Genomic DNA, 22,019 nt, shown 5'->3' with positions numbered 1-22,019 from the left:
CACGCCGGGTCGGCGCTGGTCGACCGGCGAGGCCTGTGCGGTCAGCGACCGATGAGCACGGGGATCCGCGCCGAGGTGCCGTTGCCGCCGCGCCAGGTGACCCAGCCGTCGTCGAGCGGGTGGATCCCGCCGAGGTGGGTGACCCGCACCGTGAAGCGCGCGCTCTCGCCGGGCGCGAGCCGCACGGCGGCCGGGTGCACCACGACCGAGTGCCGGGTGAAGCCGGTGGCCGACGAGGAGAAGTACAGCGCCCTGCGGCCGACGTTGGTGATGGTGCGGGCAGCGGCGGACTCGTCGCCGCTCAGCAGCAGCGAGGGGGTGTTCAGCCGGCCCGGGGCCAGGGCGCCGTCGAGCCAGGCGCGGTAGCGGTGCGGCGGCACGGCGTACACGACGCCGGGGCGGACCGGCGAGGACCTGACCCTGCCCGCGCCGGCGCGCAGCGCCGAGGGCGCGCCCGCCAGCGGCGCGGCGGTGGTGGCGAGGACGGAGCGGACAACGCTGGCCGACCAACCGTTCCGGGAGCGCAGGAGGGCGGCGGTGCCGGAGGTGTACGCCGTGGCCGCGGAGGTCCCCGAGACGAAGTCCCAGCGGGTGTCGCGGACCGTGGGCGGGACGGCCCCGAGCAGCCCCACGCCGGGGGCGACCACGTCGGGCTTGAGCACGGCAGCCGTGGGGTCACCACCGGCCGTGAAGCGGGCCAGCCGCGTCGGCGGGTGCTCGACACCGACCGGGCGGAGCGCGACGCGAGCACGGGGATGGGCGGCGTGCCAGGTGCGGAGGGCCACGGAGTCGGCTCGGTCGAGGTGGACCGTGGGCACGCTGTGGAAGTCGGAGTCGACGGTGCCCGGGCCCGGGTTGGCGAGCACCATGCCGACGCCGTCGGCCTCGTCGACGGCACGGGACTTGTCGACCCGGCCGATGCCGCCGCGCTCGCAGAGCACGACCGCGCCGCGCACCCTGCCGGCGTCGAGGCTGCCCGGCGTGCACACCCGGGCGGCGGCCCGGGAGGCGCCCGGTGCGGCGACCTGTCCGCCGACGACGAGCCGCGCGCGGCCCACGCCACGGGTGGAGGCCATCGCGCCGGTCAGCGAGGGGCCGCCGTCGAGGACCACCCGGCCGCGGCGGACCACGTCGGTGGTGCCCCCGACCGTGGTGACCCAGGGGCCGGGGTGGGCGGCGAAGCCGCGCGAGCCCCTGTTGCCGGCGGCCGCGACCACCACGACGTCCCCCTCTGCGGCGCCGAGCAGGGCGCGCTCGACCGTGTCGAACGCGGGCGGCCCGCCGACCGAGAGGTTGAGGACGTCGACGCCGTCCCGGGTGGCCTGGTCGATCGCGGTGACCAGGTCCGCGGTCGCGCAGCCGTCGTCGGCCGGGTCGGGCGCGGTCCAGCAGGCCTTGTAGACCGCGAGCCGGGACTGGGGTGCCATGCCGCCGTAGCCGCCGAGCCGCTGGCCGTGGACCAGCACCGAGACGCCGGCGTTGCCGGCCGCGATCGAGGCCATCTCGCTGCCGTGGCCGTCGTCGTCGCGCGCGGAGAGCGACGAGGAGGTGCGGACCCGGTCGCTGCCGAAACCGTCGACGAACCAGCGCGCCCCCACGAGCTTGCGGTTGCAGGTGTCGCTGCCCCAGCCCTCGCCGACCTGGCACGAGCCGCGGAAGCCGCGGGGCGCGCGCCCCAGGCGGGGGACGTCGGAGAAGAGCGGGTTGTCGGGCCAGATCCCGGAGTCGACGACGCCGATGACCGTGCCCGCGCCCCCGCGCCGGTGCCCGGGTCCGGTGAGATCCCCCGACGCGGCCGCGGCGCCGGCCAGGCGGCGTACGGCGTTCTTCTCCACGAGTGCGACGTGCGAGTCGGCCGCGAGCCGGTCCGCCTCGGCACGGGTGAGGCGGACGGCGACGCCGTTGAGGGCGGTCGTCCAGCGGTAGACCGGCGTGGGTGACCCGACCTGCGCGAGCACGTCGTCCTGCTCCTGGCGCAGCTGCAGCCGGTGCAGGGACGCCGGGACCAGGCTGCGGTCCCCGGCGGTGCCGGGTCCGTCGAGCGTCACCAGGTAGAGCGCGGTGTCGGCGGCCGCGGACGCCTGGACGGGCAGCCCGACCAGGCCGGTGGCGGCGGCGACCAGCGCGAGGGCGGATGCGACCCCGGCCAGGGCGCGACGCCCCGAGCTCGGGTGGCGCAGGTGCGCTCGACCTCCCACGTCTGCCTCCGTCCCGGTGCTCGTCATCGTTCGCGAAGTTCCCATTCTGACCCAAGGCGCCACAGCGTGGCAGGCGATCGCGCCCGATTCCAGCGTCCGGCCGCCGGCTGCCTACCCTTGGCGCCATGGCCCCCACCCCCTCGACGACGCCCCTCGTGGTCGGTTTCGACCTCGACATGACGCTGATCGACACGGTGCCGGGGTTCAGCGCGACCCTGCAGGTGCTCGGCGCGGAGCTGGGCGTCGACTTCCCGGTGGCCGAGATGACCGCACGGCTCGGACCGCCGCTCGAGCACCTCCTCGGGGAACACCTCGCCGAGGACGCGGTCGGCCCCGCCGGCGACCGGTTCCGGGCCCTCTACCCCGACCACGCGGTGGCCCCGGTGCCGGTGCTGCCGGGTGCCCACGAGGCCATCGAGGCGGTACGCCGCCAGCGCGGCCGCGTCGTCGTCGTCACCGGCAAGTTCCCCGACAACGCGCGCCGCCACGTCGACCACCTCGCGCTCGACGTCGACCATGTCGAGGGCTGGGTGTGGGGGGTCGGCAAGGCCGACGTGCTGCGTCGCGAGGGCGCCTCGATCTACGTCGGCGACCACGTGCACGACGTGGAGGGCGCGCTGGCCGCGGGGGCGCTCAGCGTCTCGGTCCTGACCGGGGGCTGCACCCGGGAGGAGCTGCTCGAGGCCGGCACCCACGTGGTGCTCGAGGGCCTCGCGGAGTTCCCGGCCTGGCTCGACGAGCACCTGCTCACCACGCGGCTGGCGGCACTGGAGGCCGACCTGCGCGACCGCGGCTCGGTGCTGGTGGCCTACAGCGGCGGCGCCGACAGCGCCTTCCTGCTGGCGGCCGCGGTCCGGGCCCTGGGCCCCGACCGGGTCGCCGCGGCCACCGGCTACTCCCACTCGCTGCCCGAGGCCGAGCGCGACCCGGCCCGCGCGTTCGCCGGCTCGCTCGGGGTGGAGGTGCTGACGCCGCGGACCCACGAGATGGAGCGCGAGGGCTACCGCGCCAACGGCGGCGACCGCTGCTTCTTCTGCAAGGCCGAGCTGCTCGACGTGCTCACCCCGCTGGCGGCCGATCGCGGCCTGGCCCACGTGGCCACCGGCACCAACGCCGACGACGCGGTCGCCGGGTTCCGACCGGGGATCCGGGCCGCCGCCGAGCGGGGCGCGATCACCCCGCTGCGCGACGCCGGCCTGACCAAGGCGCAGGTGCGCGAGGCCTCGCGGCGGTGGGAGCTGCCCACCTGGGACAAGCCGGCCGCCGCGTGCCTGTCGTCCCGGGTGGCCTACGGGGTCGAGGTGACCCCGCACCGGCTGGCCCGGGTCGAGCGGGCCGAGGCGGCGGTCCGCGCGCTGGTCCGGGAGCACGGCGTACCCCTGCGTGACCTGCGGGTCCGCGACCTCGGCGACCGGGCGTCGGTGGAGGTCGACCGGGCCCTGCTCGACGGGCCGCTCCGCTCCGGGAGCGAGCTCGCGGAGGCGCTGCTGGCCGACGTACGCCGTGCCGGCTTCCCCGAGGCCGCCCTCGACCCGAAGGGCTTTCGCTCGGGCTCGATGAACGACGCGCTGCGTCCGTGAGCACCGGCGCCCTCGTGGTGTCCGGAACTGGTTGGCAGCGCACGAGCGCGCCGACATAGGCTTGCCCAACGCCCGCGGCACGAGGCCGCGGCGCCCACGCTCGCGGCACGAGGCCGCGGCGCGCACACGAGAGGTCCCGCCCGTGCCCACTGGCAAGGTCAAGTGGTTCGACGCCGAGAAGGGTTTCGGCTTCCTGTCCCAGCAGGACGGCCCGGACGTCTACGTGCGCGCGGAGGCGCTGCCCGAGGGGACGACCAGCCTCAAGGCCGGGACCCGCGTGGAGTTCGGGATCGCCCAGGGCCGCCGTGGTGACCAGGCCCTCCAGGTCCGGGTGATCGACGCCCCCGCCTCTGTCTCGCGCGGCCAGTCGCAGGCGCGCCGCAAGAAGCCCGAGGAGATGGTCCCGATCGTGGAGGACCTGATCCGTCTGCTCGACGGCGTCGGCGAGGGCTACCGCCACGGCCGCCACCCCGACGCGCGGACCGCGCGCCCCACCGCGAAGCTGCTCCGCGCGCTCGCCGACGAGCTGGAGCTCTGACCGCCGCTCCCTACTGCGCCGGGCGCACGCTCCCGGGCCGGCTCGAGAGCACGTAGACCGCCCACACGGCGAGCACGGCGCACGCGACGCCGAGCCCCAGCCGGGGGATCAGCGGCAGGGCGATGCCCAGGAAGCCACCGAGCACCCACGCCAGCTGCAGCGTGGTGTCGGACCGGGCGAAGGCCGAGGACTGCACGCGCTCCGGCACGTCGCGCTGGATGGTCGCGTCCAGGGACAGCTTCGCCAGCGCCTGGGCCAGGCCCGCGGTGAGTCCGAGCAGGGCGACCGTGACCACGCCGTAGACGAGCGCCGCCAGCAGGACCATCACCACGTCCGCCACCAGCGCGAGCACCACCGTCGTCATCGGGTCGACCCGGCGCAGCAGCGACCCCAGCGCGATGCCGAGGGTGTTGCCGGCGCCGGCCGCACCGATGACGATCGCGAGCAGCACCTCCGGGCTCCAGTCACCGATCGGGTTCTCGCGCAGCAGGAACGCCATGAACATCACCAGGAAGCCCGACAGCCATCGTGGCCCGCAGTTGGCGCGCAGCGCGAACGCCACCGCGGGTGGGACGTGCGGACGGGCCGGGCGGCCGCTGGTGTCCGTTCGGGGCGCGGACGGGCCGGGGCCGAGGGCGAGGCGGATCTCGCCCTGGCTCGAGTCGACCTTGGCCGGCAGCAGGATCGCGAGCACGGTCGCGATGACGAACAGCACGAACGCGTAGCGCAGCGACCACTCCGGGCCGACGGTCGAGGCGAGGGCAGCGATGGGGGCCGAGACACCCGCCCCGACGATGCCGGCCAGCGAGATCCGGGCGTTGGCCTTGACCAGCGTGAACGACGGCGGCACCAGGCGGGGCACCGCGGCGGCCCGGGTCACGCCGTACGCCTTGGACGCCACGAGCACCCCCAGCGCCGCCGGGAAGAGCCACCGCGACTCCTCGACGACCGCGGTCGCCAGCACCCAGCACAGGAACCCGCGCAGGGCCATCGTCGCGCCGATGGCCCAGCGCCGCCCGTGGCTGAAGCGGTCCAGGAACGGTCCGATCAGCGGGGCCACCACCGCGAACGGCAGCATGGTCAGGCCGAGGAAGAGGGCGACCTGCCCGCGCGCCTCGCCGGTGGGCACCTGGAAGAAGAGCGTGCCGGCGAGCGAGATCGCGACGGCCGCGTCGCCGGCGGTGTTGAAGGCGTGCATCTCGATCAGGCGTGAGAGCCCGGAGTCACCGGCCCCCTCCGCCCGGGCGGCGCGACGCGCCTGCCCGACCGCGAACCGCCCGGCCCGGCCCGTGGCCCGGGCGACGCCGCGCACCCCGCGGGCGGTCGCCCGCGCGCCGGTGCCGAGCCCGCGGCCGACGGCCCGGGTGCGGTCGTCGGAGGGGCCCTCCCCACCGGCCGCGTCGGGGTGCGGGGTGGTGCCCGACCAGCGCGGCTCCCCGGCGGGGGAGTCAGGGTGCGGAGCGGTCATGGCCCCATCCTGCCCGCTGCCGGTGACACCGCGCCGTGCGGACACCCCGGCGTCGGGGGAGGAGGGCGGACCGGAGGTCAGTGGGCCCCGTCGAGGGGTCGACCTGACAGCCCGGGGCCTCATGGGTCATGATTTCGCCCGTGATGACCTCCGTGCGCACCAAGCCCGATGCCGCCGCCGTGGCCGCGGTGGACGCGGCCCGCGCCGCGCTCGTCGAGGAGGTCGACCCCGCGGACGTGGGCGAGCACCTCGGTCACGTGGTCGAGGGGGAGCGCCTGGTCACCCACCTCTTCGCCTGCGAGCGGGCCGGCTACGTCGGCTGGCGCTGGTCGGTCACCGTCGCCCGGGCCCCGCGGCAGAAGTCGGTCACCATCGACGAGGTCGTGCTGGTCCCCGGTGCCGAGGCCATCGTCGCGCCCGAGTGGGTGCCCTACCGCGAGCGGATCAAGCCGGGCGACCTCTCCCCGGGCGACCTGCTGCCGGTCGACGACGACGACCCGCGGCTGGTCCCGACGTACTCCTTCGGCGACGACCCGCTCGATGCCGACGAGAAGGCCCAGGTCCGCCAGGTCGCGACCGACCTCGGCCTCGGCCGGGTCCGCACCCTCTCGCTCGAGGGTCGCGAGCTCGCCGCCCAGCGCTGGTACGACGGCGACGGCGGCCCGTCCTCCCCACTGGCCCAGTCGGCGCCGGACAGCTGCACCACCTGCGGCTTCCTGCTCCGGATCAACGGCCCGCTCTCGGAGATGTTCGGCGTCTGCGCGAACGGCGACGCCAACGACGACGGCCGGATCGTGTCCTTCGACCACGGCTGCGGTGCCCACTCCGAGGTCCGGCTGGCCAAGAAGCACGAGCCCCTGCCGCTGCCCGAGCCCGTCTTCGACACCCTCACCCCCGACGACGTCGAGAGCTTCTAGGTCGAGTCGGCGCAAGCTCGCCGCAAAAGAGGGTCGAGTCGGCGCAGGCTCGCCGCAGAAGAGGGTCGAGTCGGCGCAGGCTCGCCGTGAAATGGCCTCGAGTCGGCGCAAGCTCGCCGATCGAGAAGGTCAGTCCGCCTCGCGCAGCTCTCGCCGCGCCTTGCGGCGACGCCGGCAGTACTCCAGCCCGAACAGGCCGAGGCCGAAGCCGGCCAGGCAGGTCCACAGCCACCACACCCGGCCCTCGTCCTCCAGGCGTCCGTAGAACGGGAGCAGGGCCACGAACGCGATCAGCCACAGGGCGACGCCGACCTCCACGGTCCGGACCCCGTCGACGTCGAGCGGCTCCACGTCGGCCACGATGTAGGTGCGGTTGCCGATCTCGTGCTGCATCGGCTGGTCGTCGCGGAACTCCACGCCTCCACGTTAGTCGAGTCACGCTCCACGCCGGATGTCACCCGCGCGACACGCGACGTCTGCCAGAATGACGGCCCGTGAGCAACCAGGGCAGAACGGGCAGCGGCACCAGCACCTCGACGTCAGTGCGCAGGGCCGGCGGCCTCGACGGATTCTTCAAGATCTCCGAACGCGGTTCCACCGTGGGTCGAGAGGTCCGCGGCGGCATCGTCACGTTCCTGACGATGGCCTACATCATCGTCCTCAACCCGATCATCCTGTTCCAGGGCAAGGACATGAACGGCGACCTGCTGGCGGGGGGCGACTTCACCACCATCGCCGCCTGCACCGCGCTGGCCGCAGGCGTGCTCACGATCCTGATGGGTGTCGTGGCGAACTACCCGCTGGCGCTGGCCACCGGACTCGGCCTCAACGCCTTCGTCACCTTCTCGATCGCCAGCCAGATGACCTGGGCCGACGCGATGGGCCTGGTCGTGATCGAGGGCCTGGTCATCCTGGTGCTGGTGCTCACCGGCTTCCGGGAGGCCGTCTTCCGCGCGGTGCCCGCCCAGCTCAAGACCGCCATCTCGGTCGGCATCGGCCTGTTCATCGCCCTGATCGGTCTCGTCGACGCGGGCTTCGTACGCCGCACCGGAGCCGGGCCGGTCCCGGTCGAGCTCGGCATCGGCGGCCAGCTGCAGGGCTGGCCGGTCCTCGTGTTCGCCGTGGGCCTGGCCCTGGTCATCGCGCTCTACGTCACGGGCGTGCGTGGCGCGATCCTGATCTCGATCGTCACCACGACCCTGCTGGCCATCGTCGTGGAGAAGCTCGCGCACGTCGGCCCCACCTTCACCGACGACGGGTCGGTCAACCCCAAGGGCTGGAACCTCAACGTGCCCGCTTGGCCCACCGACATCATCGAGAAGCCCGACTTCGGCCTGGTCGGCGACTTCAACCTGCTGGGCTCGTGGGAGAACGCCGGCATCGTGACCGCGGCGCTCTTCGTCTTCACCCTGATGCTGGCCGACTTCTTCGACACGATGGGCACGATGACCGCGATCGGCGCCGAGGCCGGTCTGCTCGACGCCGAGGGGAACCCGCCGAACACCAAGCGCATCCTGGTGGTCGACTCGATCGCGGCCGCCGGCGGAGGTGTCGCGGGCGTCTCGAGCAACACCTCCTACATCGAGTCCGCCTCGGGTGTCGCCGAGGGCGCCCGGACCGGCCTGGCCAGCGTCGTCACCGGCCTGCTCTTCCTGTTCGCGACGCTGTTCTCGCCGGTGGTCGAGATCATCCCGAACGAGGCCGCCGTCCCGGCGCTGGTCCTGGTCGGCTTCCTGATGATGCAGCAGGTCAAGGGCATCGACTGGGACGACCTCGAGATCGCCATCCCGGCGTTCCTCACCATCGTGCTGATGCCGTTCACCTACTCCATCTCGGTCGGCATCGGCGCGGGCTTCCTCGCCTTCGTGCTGATCAAGTCGGTGCGCGGCAAGATCTCCCAGGTGCACCCGCTCATGTGGGTGATCGCGGCGCTCTTCGTCGTCTACTTCGCGATCAGCCCGATCACCGCCTGGCTGAGCTGACACGTCGAGCCGGGCGTACCTCGTCGGGAGCTGGGCCTCGTTCCGCCGGTCGGTGGAGCGGGGCCCAGCTCATGTCCGGAGGAGGCCCAGCTCACAGGAATAGTTAGCACGGGTAATGACTTATGCTAACGACATGCCCACTGTTGAGAAGGTCGCCAGGACGGACGCCGGTCTCGCCTCCGAGCTCCGGCTCTCGGTCATGCGGCTGCGCCGGCGGTTGGCCAACGAGCGCCACCCCGACAACGAGCTGAGCCTGAACCAGATGGCCGTGCTCGGTGCCCTCTACCGCAACGGCGACCTCACCATCGGGGAGCTGGCCGCCCACGAGCGCGTGCAGCCGCCGAGCATGACCCGCACCGTCAACTGCCTCGAGGAGGGCGGGTACGTCGCCCGCCGCCCGCACGCGACCGACGGCCGCCAGGTCCTGGTGGGCCTGTCCGACAGCGGCCGGGCCACGCTGCTGGCCGACCGCGCCCGCCGCGACGCCTGGCTGGCCAGGCGTCTGCGCGACCTCAGCCCCGAGGAGCGCGCCGTGCTGCGCAAGGCCGCCCCCATCCTCGAACGGCTCGCCCAGGGCGAATGACCACTGAGCGCCCGAGCCGCCGACGAATGACCCGGAAGGACTGATCCACACCCTTGAGCCCCACGTTCCGCGCCCTCGTCAACCCGAACTACCGTCGCTACCTCGCCGGGAGCGTGGTGTCGAACACCGGCACCTGGATGCAGCGGGTGGCGCAGGACTGGCTGGTGCTCCAGCTGTCGGGCAACAGCGGAACCGCCATCGGGATCACGACCGGCCTGCAGTTCCTCCCGGTGCTCCTGCTCTCGCCGTACGCCGGCGTCGTCGCGGACCGCTTCCCCAAGCGTCGGCTGCTCCAGGTGACCCAGCTGGCCATGGCCGTCGCCTCGCTGCTGCTCGGGGTGCTCGCGGTCACCGGGGTCGCGCAGACCTGGCACGTCTACGTCATCGCGTTCGCCTTCGGCATCGGCTCCGCCTTCGACGCACCGGCCCGGCAGTCGTTCGTGTCCGAGATGGTCGGCCCCGACGACCTGACGAACGCCGTCGGCCTGAACTCCGCCACCTTCAACGTCGCCCGGATCGCCGGCCCCGGCCTCGCGGGCCTGATGATCGGCGCCCTCGGCGGCGGCGCCTCGGCGACCGGCTGGGTCATCCTGATCAACGCCGCGTCGTACGCCGCGGTGATCTGGCAGCTGGAGCGCATGGACCCGCGGCTGCTGCACACCGCCGAGCTGCGCCCGAAGACCCCCGGCATGCTCCTCGAGGGGGTCCGCTACGTCCGCAGCCAGCCCAAGATGGTGATGATCCTCATCATGGTGTTCTTCGCGGGCACCTTCGGGATGAACTTCCAGATCACCTCCGCGCTGATGGCGACCCAGGTCTTCGGCAAGGGGGCGGGGGAGTTCGGGATCCTCGGCTCGGCCATGGCGGTGGGGTCGCTGACCGGTGCCCTGCTGGCCGCCCGCCGCACCCGGATCCGGATGCGGCTCCTCGTGGTGGCCGCGCTCGGGTTCGGCGCCGCCGAGGTGGTGGCCGGCCTGCTCCCGTCGTACGTCGCCTTCGCGGTCTTCGCGCCCGTCATCGGGCTGTGCACCCTGACCCTGCTCAACAGCGCCAACGCGACCATGCAGCTGGAGTCCGACCCGGCCCTGCGCGGTAGGGTGATGGCCCTCTACATGACCATCGTCATGGGCGGCACCCCGATCGGCTCACCGATCATCGGCTGGATCGGGGAGCACCTCGGCGCCCGGTGGACGCTCGTGTCCGGCGGGGTCCTGACCATGGTCGGCGTCCTGGTCGCCGTCCTCGTCCACGCCCACCTCCGTGGGGGCCTGCGCACCGTTTTGACCCCTGCCGTGCGCCCGAGTAATCTCATTCCTCGTGTCTGGGACGACCAGACCGTTGCGCGTGCTCGGAAATAGCCCGCGGCCCACGACCCCTCAGGTCCGGGCCCGCGAGCGGCGCCAGCACTCACATCACAGGCACACAGCAGCAAGCAGCATCATCGTGCCCGGCAAGGTGTCGGGTTCTGACTAGAGGACAAGAAGGGGAACCACCAAGGTGCCCACCATTCAGCAGCTGGTCCGCAAGGGCCGCCAGGACAAGGTGTCCAAGAACAAGACGCCTGCCCTCAAGGGTTCGCCCCAGCGACGCGGCGTCTGCACGCGCGTCTACACCACCACCCCGAAGAAGCCGAACTCCGCCCTCCGCAAGGTCGCCCGCGTGCGCCTGTCGAGCGGCGTCGAGGTCACTGCTTACATCCCGGGCGTGGGCCACAACCTCCAGGAGCACTCGATCGTGCTCGTGCGCGGCGGCCGTGTGAAGGACCTCCCCGGTGTCCGTTACAAGATCATCCGCGGCACGCTCGACACCCAGGGCGTGAAGAACCGCAAGCAGGCCCGCAGCCGCTACGGCGCCAAGAAGGAGAAGAGCTGACATGCCGCGCAAGGGTCCCGCGCCGAAGCGCCCCATCGACATCGACCCCGTCTACGGGTCCCAGCTGGTCTCCCAGCTGGTCAGCAAGATCCTGCAGGACGGCAAGAAGCAGGTCGCGCAGCGCATCGTCTACACCGCGCTCGAGGGTTGCCGCGAGAAGACCGGCACCGACCCGGTGCTGACGCTCAAGCGTGCGCTCGACAACGTCAAGCCGGCCATCGAGGTCAAGCCCCGCCGCGTCGGCGGTGCGACCTACCAGGTCCCGATCGAGGTCAAGGGCGGCCGTGGCACCACGCTGGCGCTGCGTTGGCTGGTCGGCTACGCCCAGGACCGTCGTGAGAAGACGATGTCCGAGCGCCTGATGAACGAGATCCTCGACGCCTCCAACGGCCTCGGTGCCGCTGTGAAGCGCCGCGAGGACACCCACAAGATGGCCGAGTCCAACAAGGCCTTCTCTCACTACCGCTGGTGACCGTACGGCGGTGCCCGCCTGACCGGGCGCGGCACCGCCGGTCGTCAGACCATCCGCACTTTTCACCCGAGGGGATCACGAGTAACCGTGGCCGTCGACATCACCACTGACCTCAACAAGGTCCGCAACATCGGCATCATGGCGCACATCGACGCCGGCAAGACCACCACCACCGAGCGGATCCTGTTCTACACCGGCATCACCTACAAGATCGGTGAGGTCCACGAGGGCGCTGCCACGATGGACTGGATGGAGCAGGAGCAGGAGCGCGGCATCACCATCACGTCCGCCGCGACGACCTGCTGGTGGAAGAACCACCAGATCAACATCATCGACACCCCCGGCCACGTGGACTTCACGGCCGAGGTCGAGCGCTCGCTGCGCGTCCTCGACGGCGCGGTCGCGGTGTTCGACGGTGTCGCCGGCGTCGAGCCCCAGACCATGACCGTGTGGCGCCAGGCCAACAAGTACTCCGTCCCCCGGATGTGCTTCGTCAACAAGCTGGACCGCACCGGCGCGGACTTCTTCCGCTGCGTCGACATGATGGTCGAGCGCCTGAACTCCACCCCGCTCGTGCTCCAGCTCCCGATCGGCGCGGAGTCCGACTTCCTCGGTGTCGTCGACCTGGTCGGCATGCGTGCCCTGACCTGGCGCGGCGAGACCAAGATGGGTGAGGACTACGAGGTCGAGGAGATCCCCGCGGAGATGGCCGAGCAGGCCGCCGAGTACCGCGAGAAGCTCCTCGAGACCCTGTCCGAGGCCGACGACGACGTCATGGAGAAGTACCTCGAGGGCGAGGACTTCACCGTCGAGGAGCTCGAGGCCGCGATCCGTCGCGCCACCCTGGCCGACAAGCTCAACCCGGTCCTGTGCGGCACCGCGTTCAAGAACAAGGGCGTCCAGCCCCTGCTCGACGCGGTCGTGAAGTACCTCCCCTCGCCGCTCGACATCGACGGCATCAAGGGCCACGCGGTCAACAACGAGGAGGAGACGATCGTCCGGAAGCCCTCCGACGACGAGCCCTTCTCCGGCCTCGCCTACAAGATCGCCTCGGACCCGCACCTCGGCAAGCTGATCTACGTCCGGGTCTACTCCGGCAAGCTCGAGGCCGGCTCGACCGTGGTCAACTCGGTCAACGGCCGCAAGGAGCGGATCGGCAAGGTCTACCAGATGCACGCCAACAAGCGTGAGGAGATCGCGTCGGTCGGCGCCGGCCAGATCGTCGCCGTCATGGGTCTGAAGGACACCAAGACCGGCCACACCCTCTGCGACCCGCAGAACCAGGTCGTGCTCGAGTCGATGACCTTCCCGGCCCCGGTGATCGAGGTCGCGATCGAGCCCAAGACCAAGTCCGACCAGGAGAAGCTGGGCATGGCGATCCAGCGCCTCTCCGACGAGGACCCGACCTTCACGGTCAAGTCCGACGAGGAGACCGGCCAGACGATCATCGCCGGCATGGGCGAGCTCCACCTGGAGATCCTGGTCGACCGCATGAAGCGCGAGTTCCGCGTCGAGGCGACCGTCGGCAAGCCGCAGGTGGCCTACCGCGAGACCGTCCGCAAGGAGGTCACGAACCACAGCTACACCCACAAGAAGCAGACCGGTGGTTCGGGTCAGTTCGCGAAGGTCGTCATCTCGCTCGGCCCCAACATCGACCCGGAGACCGGGACGGGTGCGGGCTACGAGTTCGCCAACAACGTCACCGGTGGTCGCGTCCCGCGCGAGTACATCCCGTCGGTGGACCAGGGCGGCCAGGAGGCCATGGAGTTCGGCGTGCTCGCCGGCTACCCGATGGTCGACGTGAAGTTCACCCTCGAGGACGGCGCCTACCACGACGTCGACTCGTCCGAGCTCGCGTTCAAGATCGCCGGCAACCAGGCCTTCAAGGAGGCCGCCCGCATGGCCAAGCCGGTCCTGCTCGAGCCGATGTTCGCGGTCGAGGTGACCACGCCGGAGAACTTCCTCGGCACGGTCATCGGCGACATCAACAGCCGGCGCGGCCAGATCCAGGCACAGGAGGAGCGTCACGGTGACATGGTCATCAACGCGCTCGTGCCGCTGTCCGAGATGTTCGGGTACGTTGGCGACCTGAGGTCCAAGACCTCCGGCCAGGCCTCGTACTCGATGGAGTTCGACTCGTACGCCGAGGTTCCTTCGAACATCGCCGACGAGATCATCAAGAAGGTCCGCGGCGAGTAACCACCCCGGTTACCGCCGAGGATCCTCGGCACGCAACACTGAATTCACGAGTCAAGTAACAACCCAACCAGGAGGAGCCCACCGTGGCTAAGGCGAAGTTCGAGCGGACCAAGCCGCACGTCAACATCGGCACCATCGGTCACATCGACCACGGTAAGACGACGCTGACCGCAGCAATCACCAAGGTGCTGCACGACAAGTACCCGGACCTGAACCCCTTCACGCCGTTCGACGAGATCGACAAGGCCCCTGAAGAGCGTCAGCGCGGTATCACCATCTCGATCGCGCACGTCGAGTACCAGACCGAGGCTCGCCACTACGCGCACGTCGACTGCCCGGGTCACGCCGACTACATCAAGAACATGATCACCGGTGCGGCTCAGATGGACGGCGCGATCCTCGTGGTCGCCGCCACCGACGGCCCGATGCCGCAGACCCGCGAGCACGTCCTGCTCGCCCGCCAGGTCGGCGTGCCCGCCCTGGTCGTCGCGCTGAACAAGTGCGACATGGTCGACGACGAGGAGCTCATCGAGCTCGTCGAGATGGAGGTGCGCGAGCTCCTCTCCGAGTACGAGTTCCCGGGCGACGACATCCCGGTCGTGCGCGTCGCGGCCTTCCCGGCCCTCAACGGCGACGCCAAGTGGGGCGAGTCGGTCGCTGAGCTCATGCAGGCCGTGGACGACTACATCCCGACCCCCGAGCGTGACACCGACAAGCCGTTCCTGATGCCCGTCGAGGACGTCTTCACGATCACCGGTCGTGGCACCGTCATCACCGGTCGTATCGAGCGCGGCATCGTCAAGGTGAACGAGGAGGTCGAGATCGTCGGCATCCGCGAGAAGTCGCAGAAGTCGACCGTCACCGGCGTCGAGATGTTCCGCAAGCTCCTCGACGAGGGCCAGGCGGGCGAGAACGTCGGCCTGCTCCTCCGCGGCACCAAGCGCGAGGACGTCGAGCGCGGCATGGTCGTCATCAAGCCGGGCACCACGACCCCGCACACCAACTTCGAGGCCTCGGTCTACATCCTCTCGAAGGAGGAGGGCGGCCGCCACACGCCGTTCTTCAACAACTACCGTCCGCAGTTCTACTTCCGCACCACGGACGTGACGGGCGTCGTGACCCTCCCCGAGGGCACCGAGATGGTCATGCCCGGTGACAACACCGAGATGGCCGTCGAGCTGATCCAGCCCATCGCCATGGACGAGGGCCTGCGGTTCGCGATCCGTGAGGGTGGCCGCACCGTCGGCGCCGGCCGGGTCACCAAGATCACCAAGTGATCGCCGCCGGTCACTGACCGGCTGATCCACCAGAACGGCCCCGGACCTCGGTCCGGGGCCGTTCTGCGTCCGACGAGAGGATGTGGGCATGGCCGACGACGAGCAGGGCCCCACGCTCCGGCTCTGGAGCCTGCAGCCGGGTGTCCCGGCGACGACGGCCCGCCCGGTCGCAGCCCACGGCCACGAATCCGCCGCCCACGAGTTCCCCGAGGAGACAGACACGTGAACGAGCGAGTCCGCCCCGCGCGCCCGCACGAGAAGCTGACCGAGGACGGTCGGCGGATGCGGGAGGTCCTCACCTACGCGCGGCGTGGCAGCCGGTTCACCCCCCGGCAGCGGGAGGCGTGGGAGGCCCACCACGAGGCATGGGTCGTGCCGGACGAGGCAGTGGACCGCCCGGGCTTCTCCTTCGCGCAGGCCTTCGGCCGGGAGGCACCGCTCGTCATCGAGATCGGGTCCGGCGTGGGGGAGGCGACGGCGGCGCTGGCGGCGGCCCGCCCGGCGTACGACGTGCTCGCCCTCGAGGTGTGGCGGCCGGGCGTGGCCGAGAGCCTGGGCCGGGTGGCCGAGACCGGGGCGACCAACGTGCGCTTCTGCTCGGTCGACGCCGTCTGGTCGATGGAGCACCTGGTGGAGCCCGGGAGCCTGGCGGGGCTGTGGACGTTCTTCCCCGACCCGTGGCACAAGAAGCGGCACCACAAGCGGCGCCTGGTGACCCCGGCCTTCGCGGCGCTGGCCGCGTCCCGGCTGGCCCCCGGGGCGGAGTGGCGGCTGGCGACCGACTGGGCCGACTATGCCGAGCAGATGGTCGAGGTGCTGGACGCGGAGCCGCTCCTCGAGGGTGGCGTCACCGAGCGCTGGGCGGAGCGACCGGTGACCAAGTTCGAGCGCAAGGGGCTGGCCGCCGGCCGCTCCATCACCGACCTCGCCTACCGGCGGCGCTGACCCGACCGGCTCAGGCGACGTCCTGCAGGTGGAAGCCGTAGGCGTCGAGCAGCTCCTCCACCCGTGCCCGCTCCGCATCGTGGGCGAGGCCGGGGCGCAGCACGTCGAGCAGGTGCTCGCCCCCCACGGCGAGGCAGCCCTCGCCCAGCACGGCGTCGTAGGCCCGCCGGATGCCTTCGTACTTGGCGAACCGGAGTCCCGGGGGCGGGCACTCGAAGCGGCGCCGCAGCCGGCGCGCGTCCGCGGCGATGACCTCGATGGGGCGACCGGCCGGGCGGACCGGCGTCGGCAGCACCCGCCGACGCACCCGGACGGCCAGTGCCAGGAGCAGGCTGCGGCGGCTGACGACGACGCCCACCAGCGCGATCACTGCCAGCAGCTCGAGGATCCCCGGGACCGGGTCCTGCTCCACCCTTCGAAGGTACGACGGCGCCGCGACCCGGACAACGGAGTGGCGCCTCATTCCTCCAGCAGCGCGAGCTCCTCGTCGACGTAGGGGTCGCTCAGGTCGGCCGCGTCCAGCTCGGCCTTCAGGGCGCGCTGGATCCCGAGGGCCTCCTCGTGCCGGCCGAGGTTGCGCAGCGCCCACGCCACCATCCACCGCGCGACCCGGGTGCGCGCCGGGTCGCCGATCCGCTCCCTGGCGGCCAGCGCCTCCTCGAACGACCCCAGGGCGGCCTCGAAGTCGCCGGCGTCGGCGTGCGCTATGCCGATGTTGTTCAGCAGGGAGGCGTCCCAGTCGCGGGCCCGCTGGTCGGAGGAGCCGCGTGCGACGCGGAGCGCCTCCTCACCCAGGGCCAGCTGGTGGGCCGGCTCCGAGACCAGCGCCACCATGTGCAGCGCGTCCACGTGCAGCACGTCGAGCCCGGCCTCCGAGGCACTGCGGGCCGCCGCCTCGAAGAGCGGCCGCGCCTCGGCGGGTGCGCCCGAGGATCGCAGCAGCCGCCCGCGCTCGAGCGCGATCAGCACTGCCGCGACGTCGCCGGAGGGCGACAGGTCGTCCAGCACGGCGTGCCCCTCGGCGTACCTCTCCTGCAGGCCGAGCGCCCGGGCGACCTGCGTCATCAGGACCAGCCGGTCCCCGGGGTCGGCCTCCTCGGCCGCCGAGCGGAAGCGGGTCTCGGACGCCACCGGGTCCTCGAAGTCCCACAGCGGGGCGGGGTCGATCATGCGAGGAGCGCGGCGACCGCCGACGCGAACACCTCGGTGTGCCGGTCGACGTCGGCCTCGGTGTGGCTCGGCGAGAAGAGGGCCATGTTGTGGAAGGGCGTGAGCAGCACGCCGCGGTTGAGGGCCCACAGGTGGAAGAAGCCCTCGAGCTCCTCGTCCACGGCGGCCGCGGCGTCGGCGCCGTTGCGGGGTGGCGGGCAGAACCAGTACTCCGCCCGACAGCCGAGCCGCTGCACGTGCCACGGCAGGCCGTGCTCGGCGATCACCCGCGCGACACCGTCGGTGAACCGCTCGGCCAGCGGCACCGCCACGGCGTAGTCCTCCTCCCGCAGCGCGGAGGAGAGCGTGGCCCGGGTCGCGGCCATCGCCAGCGCGTTGGCGGTCAGGGTGCCTCCCACGCCGGCCACGTCGATCTCGTGGCCGAGCATCGGGCCGGCCAGCCGCTCGGCCACCGCGGCGGTCATGCCGTACGCCGCCACCGGGACCCCGCCGCCGATCGGCTTGCCGACCACCACGAAGTCGGGGTCCAGCCCCCATGCCGCGGTCGCGCCGCCCGGTCCGGCGCACAGCGTGTGCGTCTCGTCGTTGACCAGCAGCACGTCGTGGCGCCGGGTGACGTCGCGCACCGCCTCGAGGTAGCCCTCGTCGGGCAGCACGATGCCGATGTTGGTGAGCGCCGGCTCCATCAGCAGGCAGGCGACGTCGCCCTGCGCGAGCCGGCGGTCGAGCGCGTCGATGTCGTTGAACGGCACCACCGCCGTCGTCTCCGCGACGTCGACCTGGGGTCCGAGTGCCCCCGGCCTCGGCACGACCCGGTCCCCGTCGAGGACGGCGAGGGTCTCGTCGACGGTGCCGTGATAGCACCAGTCCATGACCGCGATCCGCGGCCGACGGGTGAGGTGGCGGGCGAAGCGGAGCACGAACCGGTTGGCGTCGGTCGCCGACATCGCCATCTGCCAGCGGGGCAGCCCGAACCGGCGGGTCAGCTCCTCACCGACCCAGACGGCGTCGGGGGAGGGCAGCATCGTGGTGATCCCCGCGCGGGCCTGCTGCCCGACCACCTCGGCCACCGCCGGCAGCGCGTGGCCGGTCATGGCGCCGGTGTCACCGAGGCAGAGGTCGACGTACGTCACCTGGTCGACGTCGACCAGGCGCGCGCCGGACGCGTGGTCGAGGAAGAGCGGGAACGCGCCGGGCCAGCGGGTCATCCACGGCATCGGGACCCCCGCGAGCAGCGACGAGCCCGCCTGCTCGGCGAGCTCGGCGGACCGGGGGTGGTCACGGACGAACCGGGCGTCCTCGGCGGTGCGCAGGGCGGCCAGTCGGGTGCGGTCGATCATGGGCTCACCGTAGTGACAGCGAGACCCGGACGGCAGCGTCAGGACTGGGTAGGTTGTCCGCTCAACCTTTCGGGGGCCACTCGGGTCTTCTCCTCCTGACGGCCCACCGACCAGGAGGACACAGCAGATGGCAGGGACCGAGCTCTCGTTCAGCGAGTTCATGGCGGCTCGCTGGGGGCCGCTCTACCGGACGGCCTACCTCCTCACCGGGGACCGCCACGAGGCCGAGGACCTCCTCCAGGGCGCACTGGCCCGGACCTGCGTGAAGTGGGACGGCATCCGCGACAAGCGGGCCGCCGACTCCTACGTGCGCCAGGCGATGGTCAACCAGATGTCGCGGCAGTGGCGGCTCCGCGGTCGCGAGGTCGTCACCGACGAGCTCCCCGACCCGGGGCACGGCGGCGGCGTCGACGTGCGCGCCGACCACCTCGCGCTGTGGGGCGAGATCAGGAAGCTCCCGCCCCGGATGCGGGCGACGCTCGTGCTCCGGTACGTCGAGGACCTCACCGAGGAGGCCACCGCCCGTGAGCTCGGCTGCTCCGTCGGCTCGGTCAAGAGCCAGACCCACCACGCCATCAAGCGGCTGCGCGCCGCGCTCCCCACCCTCGAGCTCCAGGAGATGTCATGACCAGCACCGAGATCCGTGACGCCCTCACCGAGGTCCGCGACGCGGTCGAGGTCCCGCCCGTCGACGAGGTCGCCTTCCGCGCCCGGGTCCGCGCCGAGCGGCGCCGGCACGTCGGCGGTCGGGCGCTCCTGGCCGGGGCGGCGGCCGCGGTGCTGGCCGTCGGCGCGGTGGGGGCGACCCGGCTGGTCGACGCGGGCGGGGGCCGGGACGTCCCGGTCGCCTCCGGCGTGACGCCCCGGTCGGGGTCGGTGTCCGAGACCGTCTGGTTCGTCCGGGACGGCCACCTCACCGCGCTGGACCCGGCGGGGAAGGTGCACGAGCTCAGCCAGCGCTCCGAGGGCGTCATCGGCTGGACCTCGGAGCGCGTGTACGCCCTCGACGGCGACAGCCACGTCGTGGTGCTGGGTCGGGAGACCGACCACGAGGGCCTCGGAGGCGACACGGCCTACCCCCGCGAGAAGAGCCCGGTCGCCGACGCCGTGCAGAGCGTGGCGCTCTCGGCAGACGGCCGTTACCTCGCCTGGATGGACCTGCAGCACACCGTCACCGTGTTCGACGTGAAGGCCGACCGCGTGCAGTTCCGCGTTGACGTCCCACGCACCAGCTACGTCTCCGCGGTGAGTGCCGAGGGGGTGCTCGTGTCGGAGGACGTTGACCTGGTGCTGCACACCCCGAGCGGCGAGACCCAGGTCCCCACCCAGGAGGCGGGGGACAGCTGGGGCGCGCAGCTGGCCATGGGCCGGGTGCTCGTCGCCGGCCCCGCCGGCTCGACGAGTGTCTACGACCTGAGCTCGGGCACGGCCGAGCGGATCGCGGTGCTGCCCGGGGTGAGCCCCACCCTGGCCTCGTACGCCGCGGCCGCGGCGACGATCGAGCCGACCGCCGACGACGCCTCCGCGGTCGTGCACGTCTGGGACGGTGAGCGCGTGCACGAGCTGCGCGGCCTCGACGGCGTGCCCCAGGAGGTCCGGTTCGAGGAGGCGGGGGGCGAGGTGGACGGGCTCCTCGTCGTCACCCACGGCGGTGCTCACGGATTGTGGTCCTGCTCGGCGACGGAGCTGACCTGCGTGGCGCTGCCCGTCCCGGGCGAGGTGAGCCTGGCGGAGTGACCTCGCCGGGTCGCTCCTCGGGCTCAGTCGAAGTCGGCCGGGGCGTACTCGGCCGGCTCGACGAGGACCACCCAGTTGCCCGAGTTGTCCCGCATCAGCGCCTCGACGCCGTAGGGCCGCTTCGACGGCGGCTGGAGGAACTCCACGCCCTTGGCGGAGAGGTCCTCGAAGGTCTTCTGGCAGTCGTCCACGTGGAGTCCGGGACCGTTGAGACCGCCCTCGTCCTGGGCCCGCTTCATCGCCTCGACCAGGTCGGGCGAGAACGGCGGGCCCGGGACGGTCAGGTGGAGCGCGAGCTCGGGCTGGTTGGGGTGGACGACGGTGCACCAGCGGTACCCGTCACCCATCGTGATGTCGTCCTTGGGCTCGAAGCCGAGCACCTCGGTGTAGAACTTCTTGCTCTCGTCGACGTCCTTCACGAACACGGACATGATGGCGATGTTGGTGATCATGTGACCAACGCTAGGAGTCCCGGTCCGCCGGCGGCTTCTCCCGGATTGCGCTCCTCTCCGCGAGCCCCCACATGAACACGTAGCAGCCCGGGATGTGTGGCGCGTTGCCGGCGTACCGCCGCTGGAAGTCGCTCGGGCTCTCGCCGACCAGTCCGCGGAAGCGGCTGCTGAACGAGCCCAGGCTGGAGAACCCGACGGCGTGGCAGACCTCGGTGACGGTGAGGTTGGTGGCGCGCAGCAGGTCCTGGGCGCGCTCCACCCGGCGTTCGGAGAGGTACGCCGCCGGGGTCAGCCCGTAGGTCGCCTTGAACAGGCGCAGGAAGTGGTACTTGCTCAACCCGGCGACCCCGGCCAGCGTGTCCAGGTCGATGGGCTCGGTGTAGTGACGGTCGGCGTGGTCGCGGGCCCGGCGCAGGTGCACGAGCACGTCGCCGGGGACCCGGACGGGCGTGCTGCTCATCTGCGTGCCGTCAGTCGCCGACGCAGCTCGGCCTCGCGGGCGAGGCGGGCGGAGTCGCGCTCGCGTCGGGCCGCGACCACGGCGGCCAGGAACGCCTCGGGCGGGGTGCCGGGCGGTGGCGGGGGAGCGACGTGCTGCTGCACCTGGGCGGCGAGCCGGCCGCCGATCGTGGCCCGCGAGACGGGGTCGATCTGCGGCAGCCGGCCCAGGAACTGCCTCACGGCGAGCGCCAGCCCGGTCGGCAGCGAGGCGATGTCCGCCGACGCCGCCCACCCGGCCAGCGGCGGAGGCATCGACGCAGGGGGCGCCAGCCGCAGCCTCACCCGCTCGCGGACGACGTACGTGCCGGCGGCGTAGTCGCCCAGCCGCTTGCCGCGTGGGCTCAGCAGCGCCGCGAAGAACGCGGGGCCGCCCGAGAAGGCGTAGACCTCGACGACCGCGACCAGCGCGCGCACGAAGGCGTGGTGGAACGAGATCGGCCCGGCGTCGTCACGGACGGTCCGCAGGCCGAAGGCCCACTTGCCCAGCGACTTGCCGCGGGTCAACGTCTCGACCGTGGTGGGGAAGACGACGAAGACCAGCACCAGGGTGCCGATGAAGGCCACCGTCATCAGGGCGTCGTCGGTCTGCAGGGCCGCGACGGTCAGCAGCAGGACCACCCCGACCAGCAGCAGCACCGTGAGCACCACGTCGATCAGGCCGGCGGCGATGCGGGAGCCGAGGCTGGCCGGGGGCAGGTCGAGCGCGACCGCCTCGCCCGTCACCAGGTCGTCGGTCGTCAGCGTCGCGAACTCCGGAGTCGACATCGCCGTCAGCATAGGGCGGCTTA

At 72.2% G+C, this 22,019-nt stretch carries 23 protein-coding genes; 14 read left to right on the top strand and 9 right to left on the bottom strand.

The window, feature by feature from the left end; translation table 11 throughout:
* Positions 1-41: 41 nt before the first annotated feature.
* Entirely contained in the window at positions 42-2,198 is a 2,157-nt protein-coding gene (locus ACFO9I_RS21475) for a S8 family serine peptidase (RefSeq protein WP_379184644.1), read from the bottom strand.
* A 125-nt stretch (positions 2,199-2,323) separates the two neighbouring features.
* Between ACFO9I_RS21475 and ACFO9I_RS21470 the strand changes: the two genes are divergently transcribed.
* Both ACFO9I_RS21470 and ACFO9I_RS21465 read left to right on the top strand, forming a co-directional pair.
* Positions 2,324-3,778: an HAD hydrolase-like protein gene (locus ACFO9I_RS21470; protein ID WP_379184642.1), complete on the top strand. Its 1,455-nt coding sequence runs from the start codon at positions 2,324-2,326 to the stop codon at positions 3,776-3,778.
* Between the two features lie 142 nt (positions 3,779-3,920).
* Positions 3,921-4,316, top strand: coding sequence for a cold-shock protein (locus tag ACFO9I_RS21465; RefSeq protein ID WP_379184641.1), 396 nt, complete (start codon positions 3,921-3,923; stop codon positions 4,314-4,316).
* A 10-nt stretch (positions 4,317-4,326) separates the two neighbouring features.
* Here the strand turns inward: ACFO9I_RS21465 and ACFO9I_RS21460 are convergent, their stop codons facing one another.
* A complete protein-coding gene (locus tag ACFO9I_RS21460; protein ID WP_379184639.1) occupies positions 4,327-5,784 on the bottom strand; it encodes an MFS transporter in 1,458 nt (485 codons plus the stop codon).
* 143 nt (positions 5,785-5,927) lie between these two features.
* Here ACFO9I_RS21460 and ACFO9I_RS21455 point away from each other — a divergent pair, with 143 nt between their 5' ends.
* On the top strand, positions 5,928-6,701 hold the full coding sequence (locus tag ACFO9I_RS21455) for a DUF3027 domain-containing protein (protein WP_379185081.1): 774 nt from the start codon (positions 5,928-5,930) through the stop codon (positions 6,699-6,701).
* Between the two features lie 129 nt (positions 6,702-6,830).
* On the opposite strand, the gene ACFO9I_RS21450 is transcribed toward ACFO9I_RS21455, so the two are convergent.
* Complete coding sequence (locus ACFO9I_RS21450) at positions 6,831-7,118, bottom strand: DUF2530 domain-containing protein (protein WP_379184637.1); 288 nt, start codon at positions 7,116-7,118, stop codon at positions 6,831-6,833.
* A 77-nt stretch (positions 7,119-7,195) separates the two neighbouring features.
* Between ACFO9I_RS21450 and ACFO9I_RS21445 the strand changes: the two genes are divergently transcribed.
* The 9 genes from ACFO9I_RS21445 (at position 7,196) to trmB (ending at position 16,031) form a co-directional block, all read left to right on the top strand.
* Positions 7,196-8,683: an NCS2 family permease gene (locus ACFO9I_RS21445; RefSeq protein ID WP_379184635.1), complete on the top strand. Its 1,488-nt coding sequence runs from the start codon at positions 7,196-7,198 to the stop codon at positions 8,681-8,683.
* Between the two features lie 133 nt (positions 8,684-8,816).
* Complete coding sequence (locus ACFO9I_RS21440) at positions 8,817-9,266, top strand: MarR family winged helix-turn-helix transcriptional regulator (RefSeq protein WP_379184633.1); 450 nt, start codon at positions 8,817-8,819, stop codon at positions 9,264-9,266.
* Between the two features lie 53 nt (positions 9,267-9,319).
* The gene (locus tag ACFO9I_RS21435) at positions 9,320-10,624 is read left to right on the top strand and encodes an MFS transporter (protein ID WP_379184631.1); all 1,305 of its coding nucleotides are present in this window, start codon (positions 9,320-9,322) and stop codon (positions 10,622-10,624) included.
* A 139-nt stretch (positions 10,625-10,763) separates the two neighbouring features.
* Complete coding sequence (rpsL, locus tag ACFO9I_RS21430; RefSeq protein ID WP_011757353.1) at positions 10,764-11,138, top strand: 30S ribosomal protein S12; 375 nt, start codon at positions 10,764-10,766, stop codon at positions 11,136-11,138.
* A gap of 1 nt (position 11,139) precedes the next feature.
* On the top strand, positions 11,140-11,610 hold the full coding sequence (rpsG, locus tag ACFO9I_RS21425; protein ID WP_379184629.1) for a 30S ribosomal protein S7: 471 nt from the start codon (positions 11,140-11,142) through the stop codon (positions 11,608-11,610).
* A gap of 138 nt (positions 11,611-11,748) precedes the next feature.
* On the top strand, positions 11,749-13,809 hold the full coding sequence (gene fusA, locus ACFO9I_RS21420) for an elongation factor G (RefSeq protein WP_379185079.1): 2,061 nt from the start codon (positions 11,749-11,751) through the stop codon (positions 13,807-13,809).
* Between the two features lie 83 nt (positions 13,810-13,892).
* Complete coding sequence (tuf, locus tag ACFO9I_RS21415; RefSeq protein WP_379184627.1) at positions 13,893-15,086, top strand: elongation factor Tu; 1,194 nt, start codon at positions 13,893-13,895, stop codon at positions 15,084-15,086.
* 88 nt (positions 15,087-15,174) lie between these two features.
* On the top strand, positions 15,175-15,312 hold the full coding sequence (locus tag ACFO9I_RS21410; protein ID WP_379184625.1) for a hypothetical protein: 138 nt from the start codon (positions 15,175-15,177) through the stop codon (positions 15,310-15,312).
* Positions 15,309-16,031 carry a tRNA (guanosine(46)-N7)-methyltransferase TrmB gene (trmB, locus tag ACFO9I_RS21405; protein ID WP_379184623.1) on the top strand — a complete coding sequence of 241 codons (723 nt, stop codon included), beginning with the start codon at positions 15,309-15,311 and terminating at the stop codon, positions 16,029-16,031. Before ACFO9I_RS21410 ends, trmB begins: the two co-directional genes overlap by 4 nt.
* Before the next feature lie 10 nt (positions 16,032-16,041).
* Here trmB and ACFO9I_RS21400 read toward each other — a convergent pair whose 3' ends face one another.
* Genes ACFO9I_RS21400 through ACFO9I_RS21390 form a run of 3 tightly spaced genes read right to left on the bottom strand, consistent with a single transcriptional unit; the run spans position 16,042 to position 18,541 of the window.
* Positions 16,042-16,443: a hypothetical protein gene (locus tag ACFO9I_RS21400; protein ID WP_379184621.1), complete on the bottom strand. Its 402-nt coding sequence runs from the start codon at positions 16,441-16,443 to the stop codon at positions 16,042-16,044.
* A 47-nt stretch (positions 16,444-16,490) separates the two neighbouring features.
* Entirely contained in the window at positions 16,491-17,201 is a 711-nt protein-coding gene (locus tag ACFO9I_RS21395) for a tetratricopeptide repeat protein (RefSeq protein ID WP_379184620.1), read from the bottom strand.
* The gene (locus tag ACFO9I_RS21390) at positions 17,198-18,541 is read right to left on the bottom strand and encodes an aspartate aminotransferase family protein (protein WP_379184619.1); all 1,344 of its coding nucleotides are present in this window, start codon (positions 18,539-18,541) and stop codon (positions 17,198-17,200) included. The genes ACFO9I_RS21395 and ACFO9I_RS21390 overlap by 4 nt, the downstream gene beginning before the upstream one ends.
* A 127-nt stretch (positions 18,542-18,668) precedes the next feature.
* On the opposite strand from ACFO9I_RS21390, the gene ACFO9I_RS21385 reads away from it, so the two are divergent.
* Together ACFO9I_RS21385 and ACFO9I_RS21380 are read left to right on the top strand one after the other, a co-directional pair.
* Positions 18,669-19,169 (top strand): SigE family RNA polymerase sigma factor, encoded by a 501-nt coding sequence (locus tag ACFO9I_RS21385; RefSeq protein WP_379184618.1) that lies wholly within the window; start codon positions 18,669-18,671, stop codon positions 19,167-19,169.
* Positions 19,166-20,278, top strand: coding sequence for a hypothetical protein (locus ACFO9I_RS21380; protein ID WP_379184617.1), 1,113 nt, complete (start codon positions 19,166-19,168; stop codon positions 20,276-20,278). Before ACFO9I_RS21385 ends, ACFO9I_RS21380 begins: the two co-directional genes overlap by 4 nt.
* Positions 20,279-20,301: 23 nt before the next feature.
* On the opposite strand, the gene ACFO9I_RS21375 is transcribed toward ACFO9I_RS21380, so the two are convergent.
* From ACFO9I_RS21375 to ACFO9I_RS21365, 3 genes are read right to left on the bottom strand one after another with little or no spacing between them, the layout of a single operon-like run.
* Entirely contained in the window at positions 20,302-20,730 is a 429-nt protein-coding gene (locus tag ACFO9I_RS21375; protein ID WP_379184616.1) for a VOC family protein, read from the bottom strand.
* Positions 20,731-20,740: 10 nt separating this feature from the next.
* Positions 20,741-21,190 carry a helix-turn-helix domain-containing protein gene (locus ACFO9I_RS21370; RefSeq protein ID WP_379184614.1) on the bottom strand — a complete coding sequence of 150 codons (450 nt, stop codon included), beginning with the start codon at positions 21,188-21,190 and terminating at the stop codon, positions 20,741-20,743.
* The gene (locus ACFO9I_RS21365) at positions 21,187-21,996 is read right to left on the bottom strand and encodes an RDD family protein (RefSeq protein ID WP_379184613.1); all 810 of its coding nucleotides are present in this window, start codon (positions 21,994-21,996) and stop codon (positions 21,187-21,189) included. Before ACFO9I_RS21365 ends, ACFO9I_RS21370 begins: the two co-directional genes overlap by 4 nt.
* Positions 21,997-22,019 lie beyond the last annotated feature (23 nt).

The organism is Nocardioides sp. GCM10023255 (assembly GCF_042653125.1).
Lineage (GTDB): Bacteria > Actinomycetota > Actinomycetes > Propionibacteriales > Nocardioidaceae > Nocardioides.
Note: the sequence above shows the minus strand (reverse complement) of the source record. Positions and strands in the feature narration are given on the sequence as shown.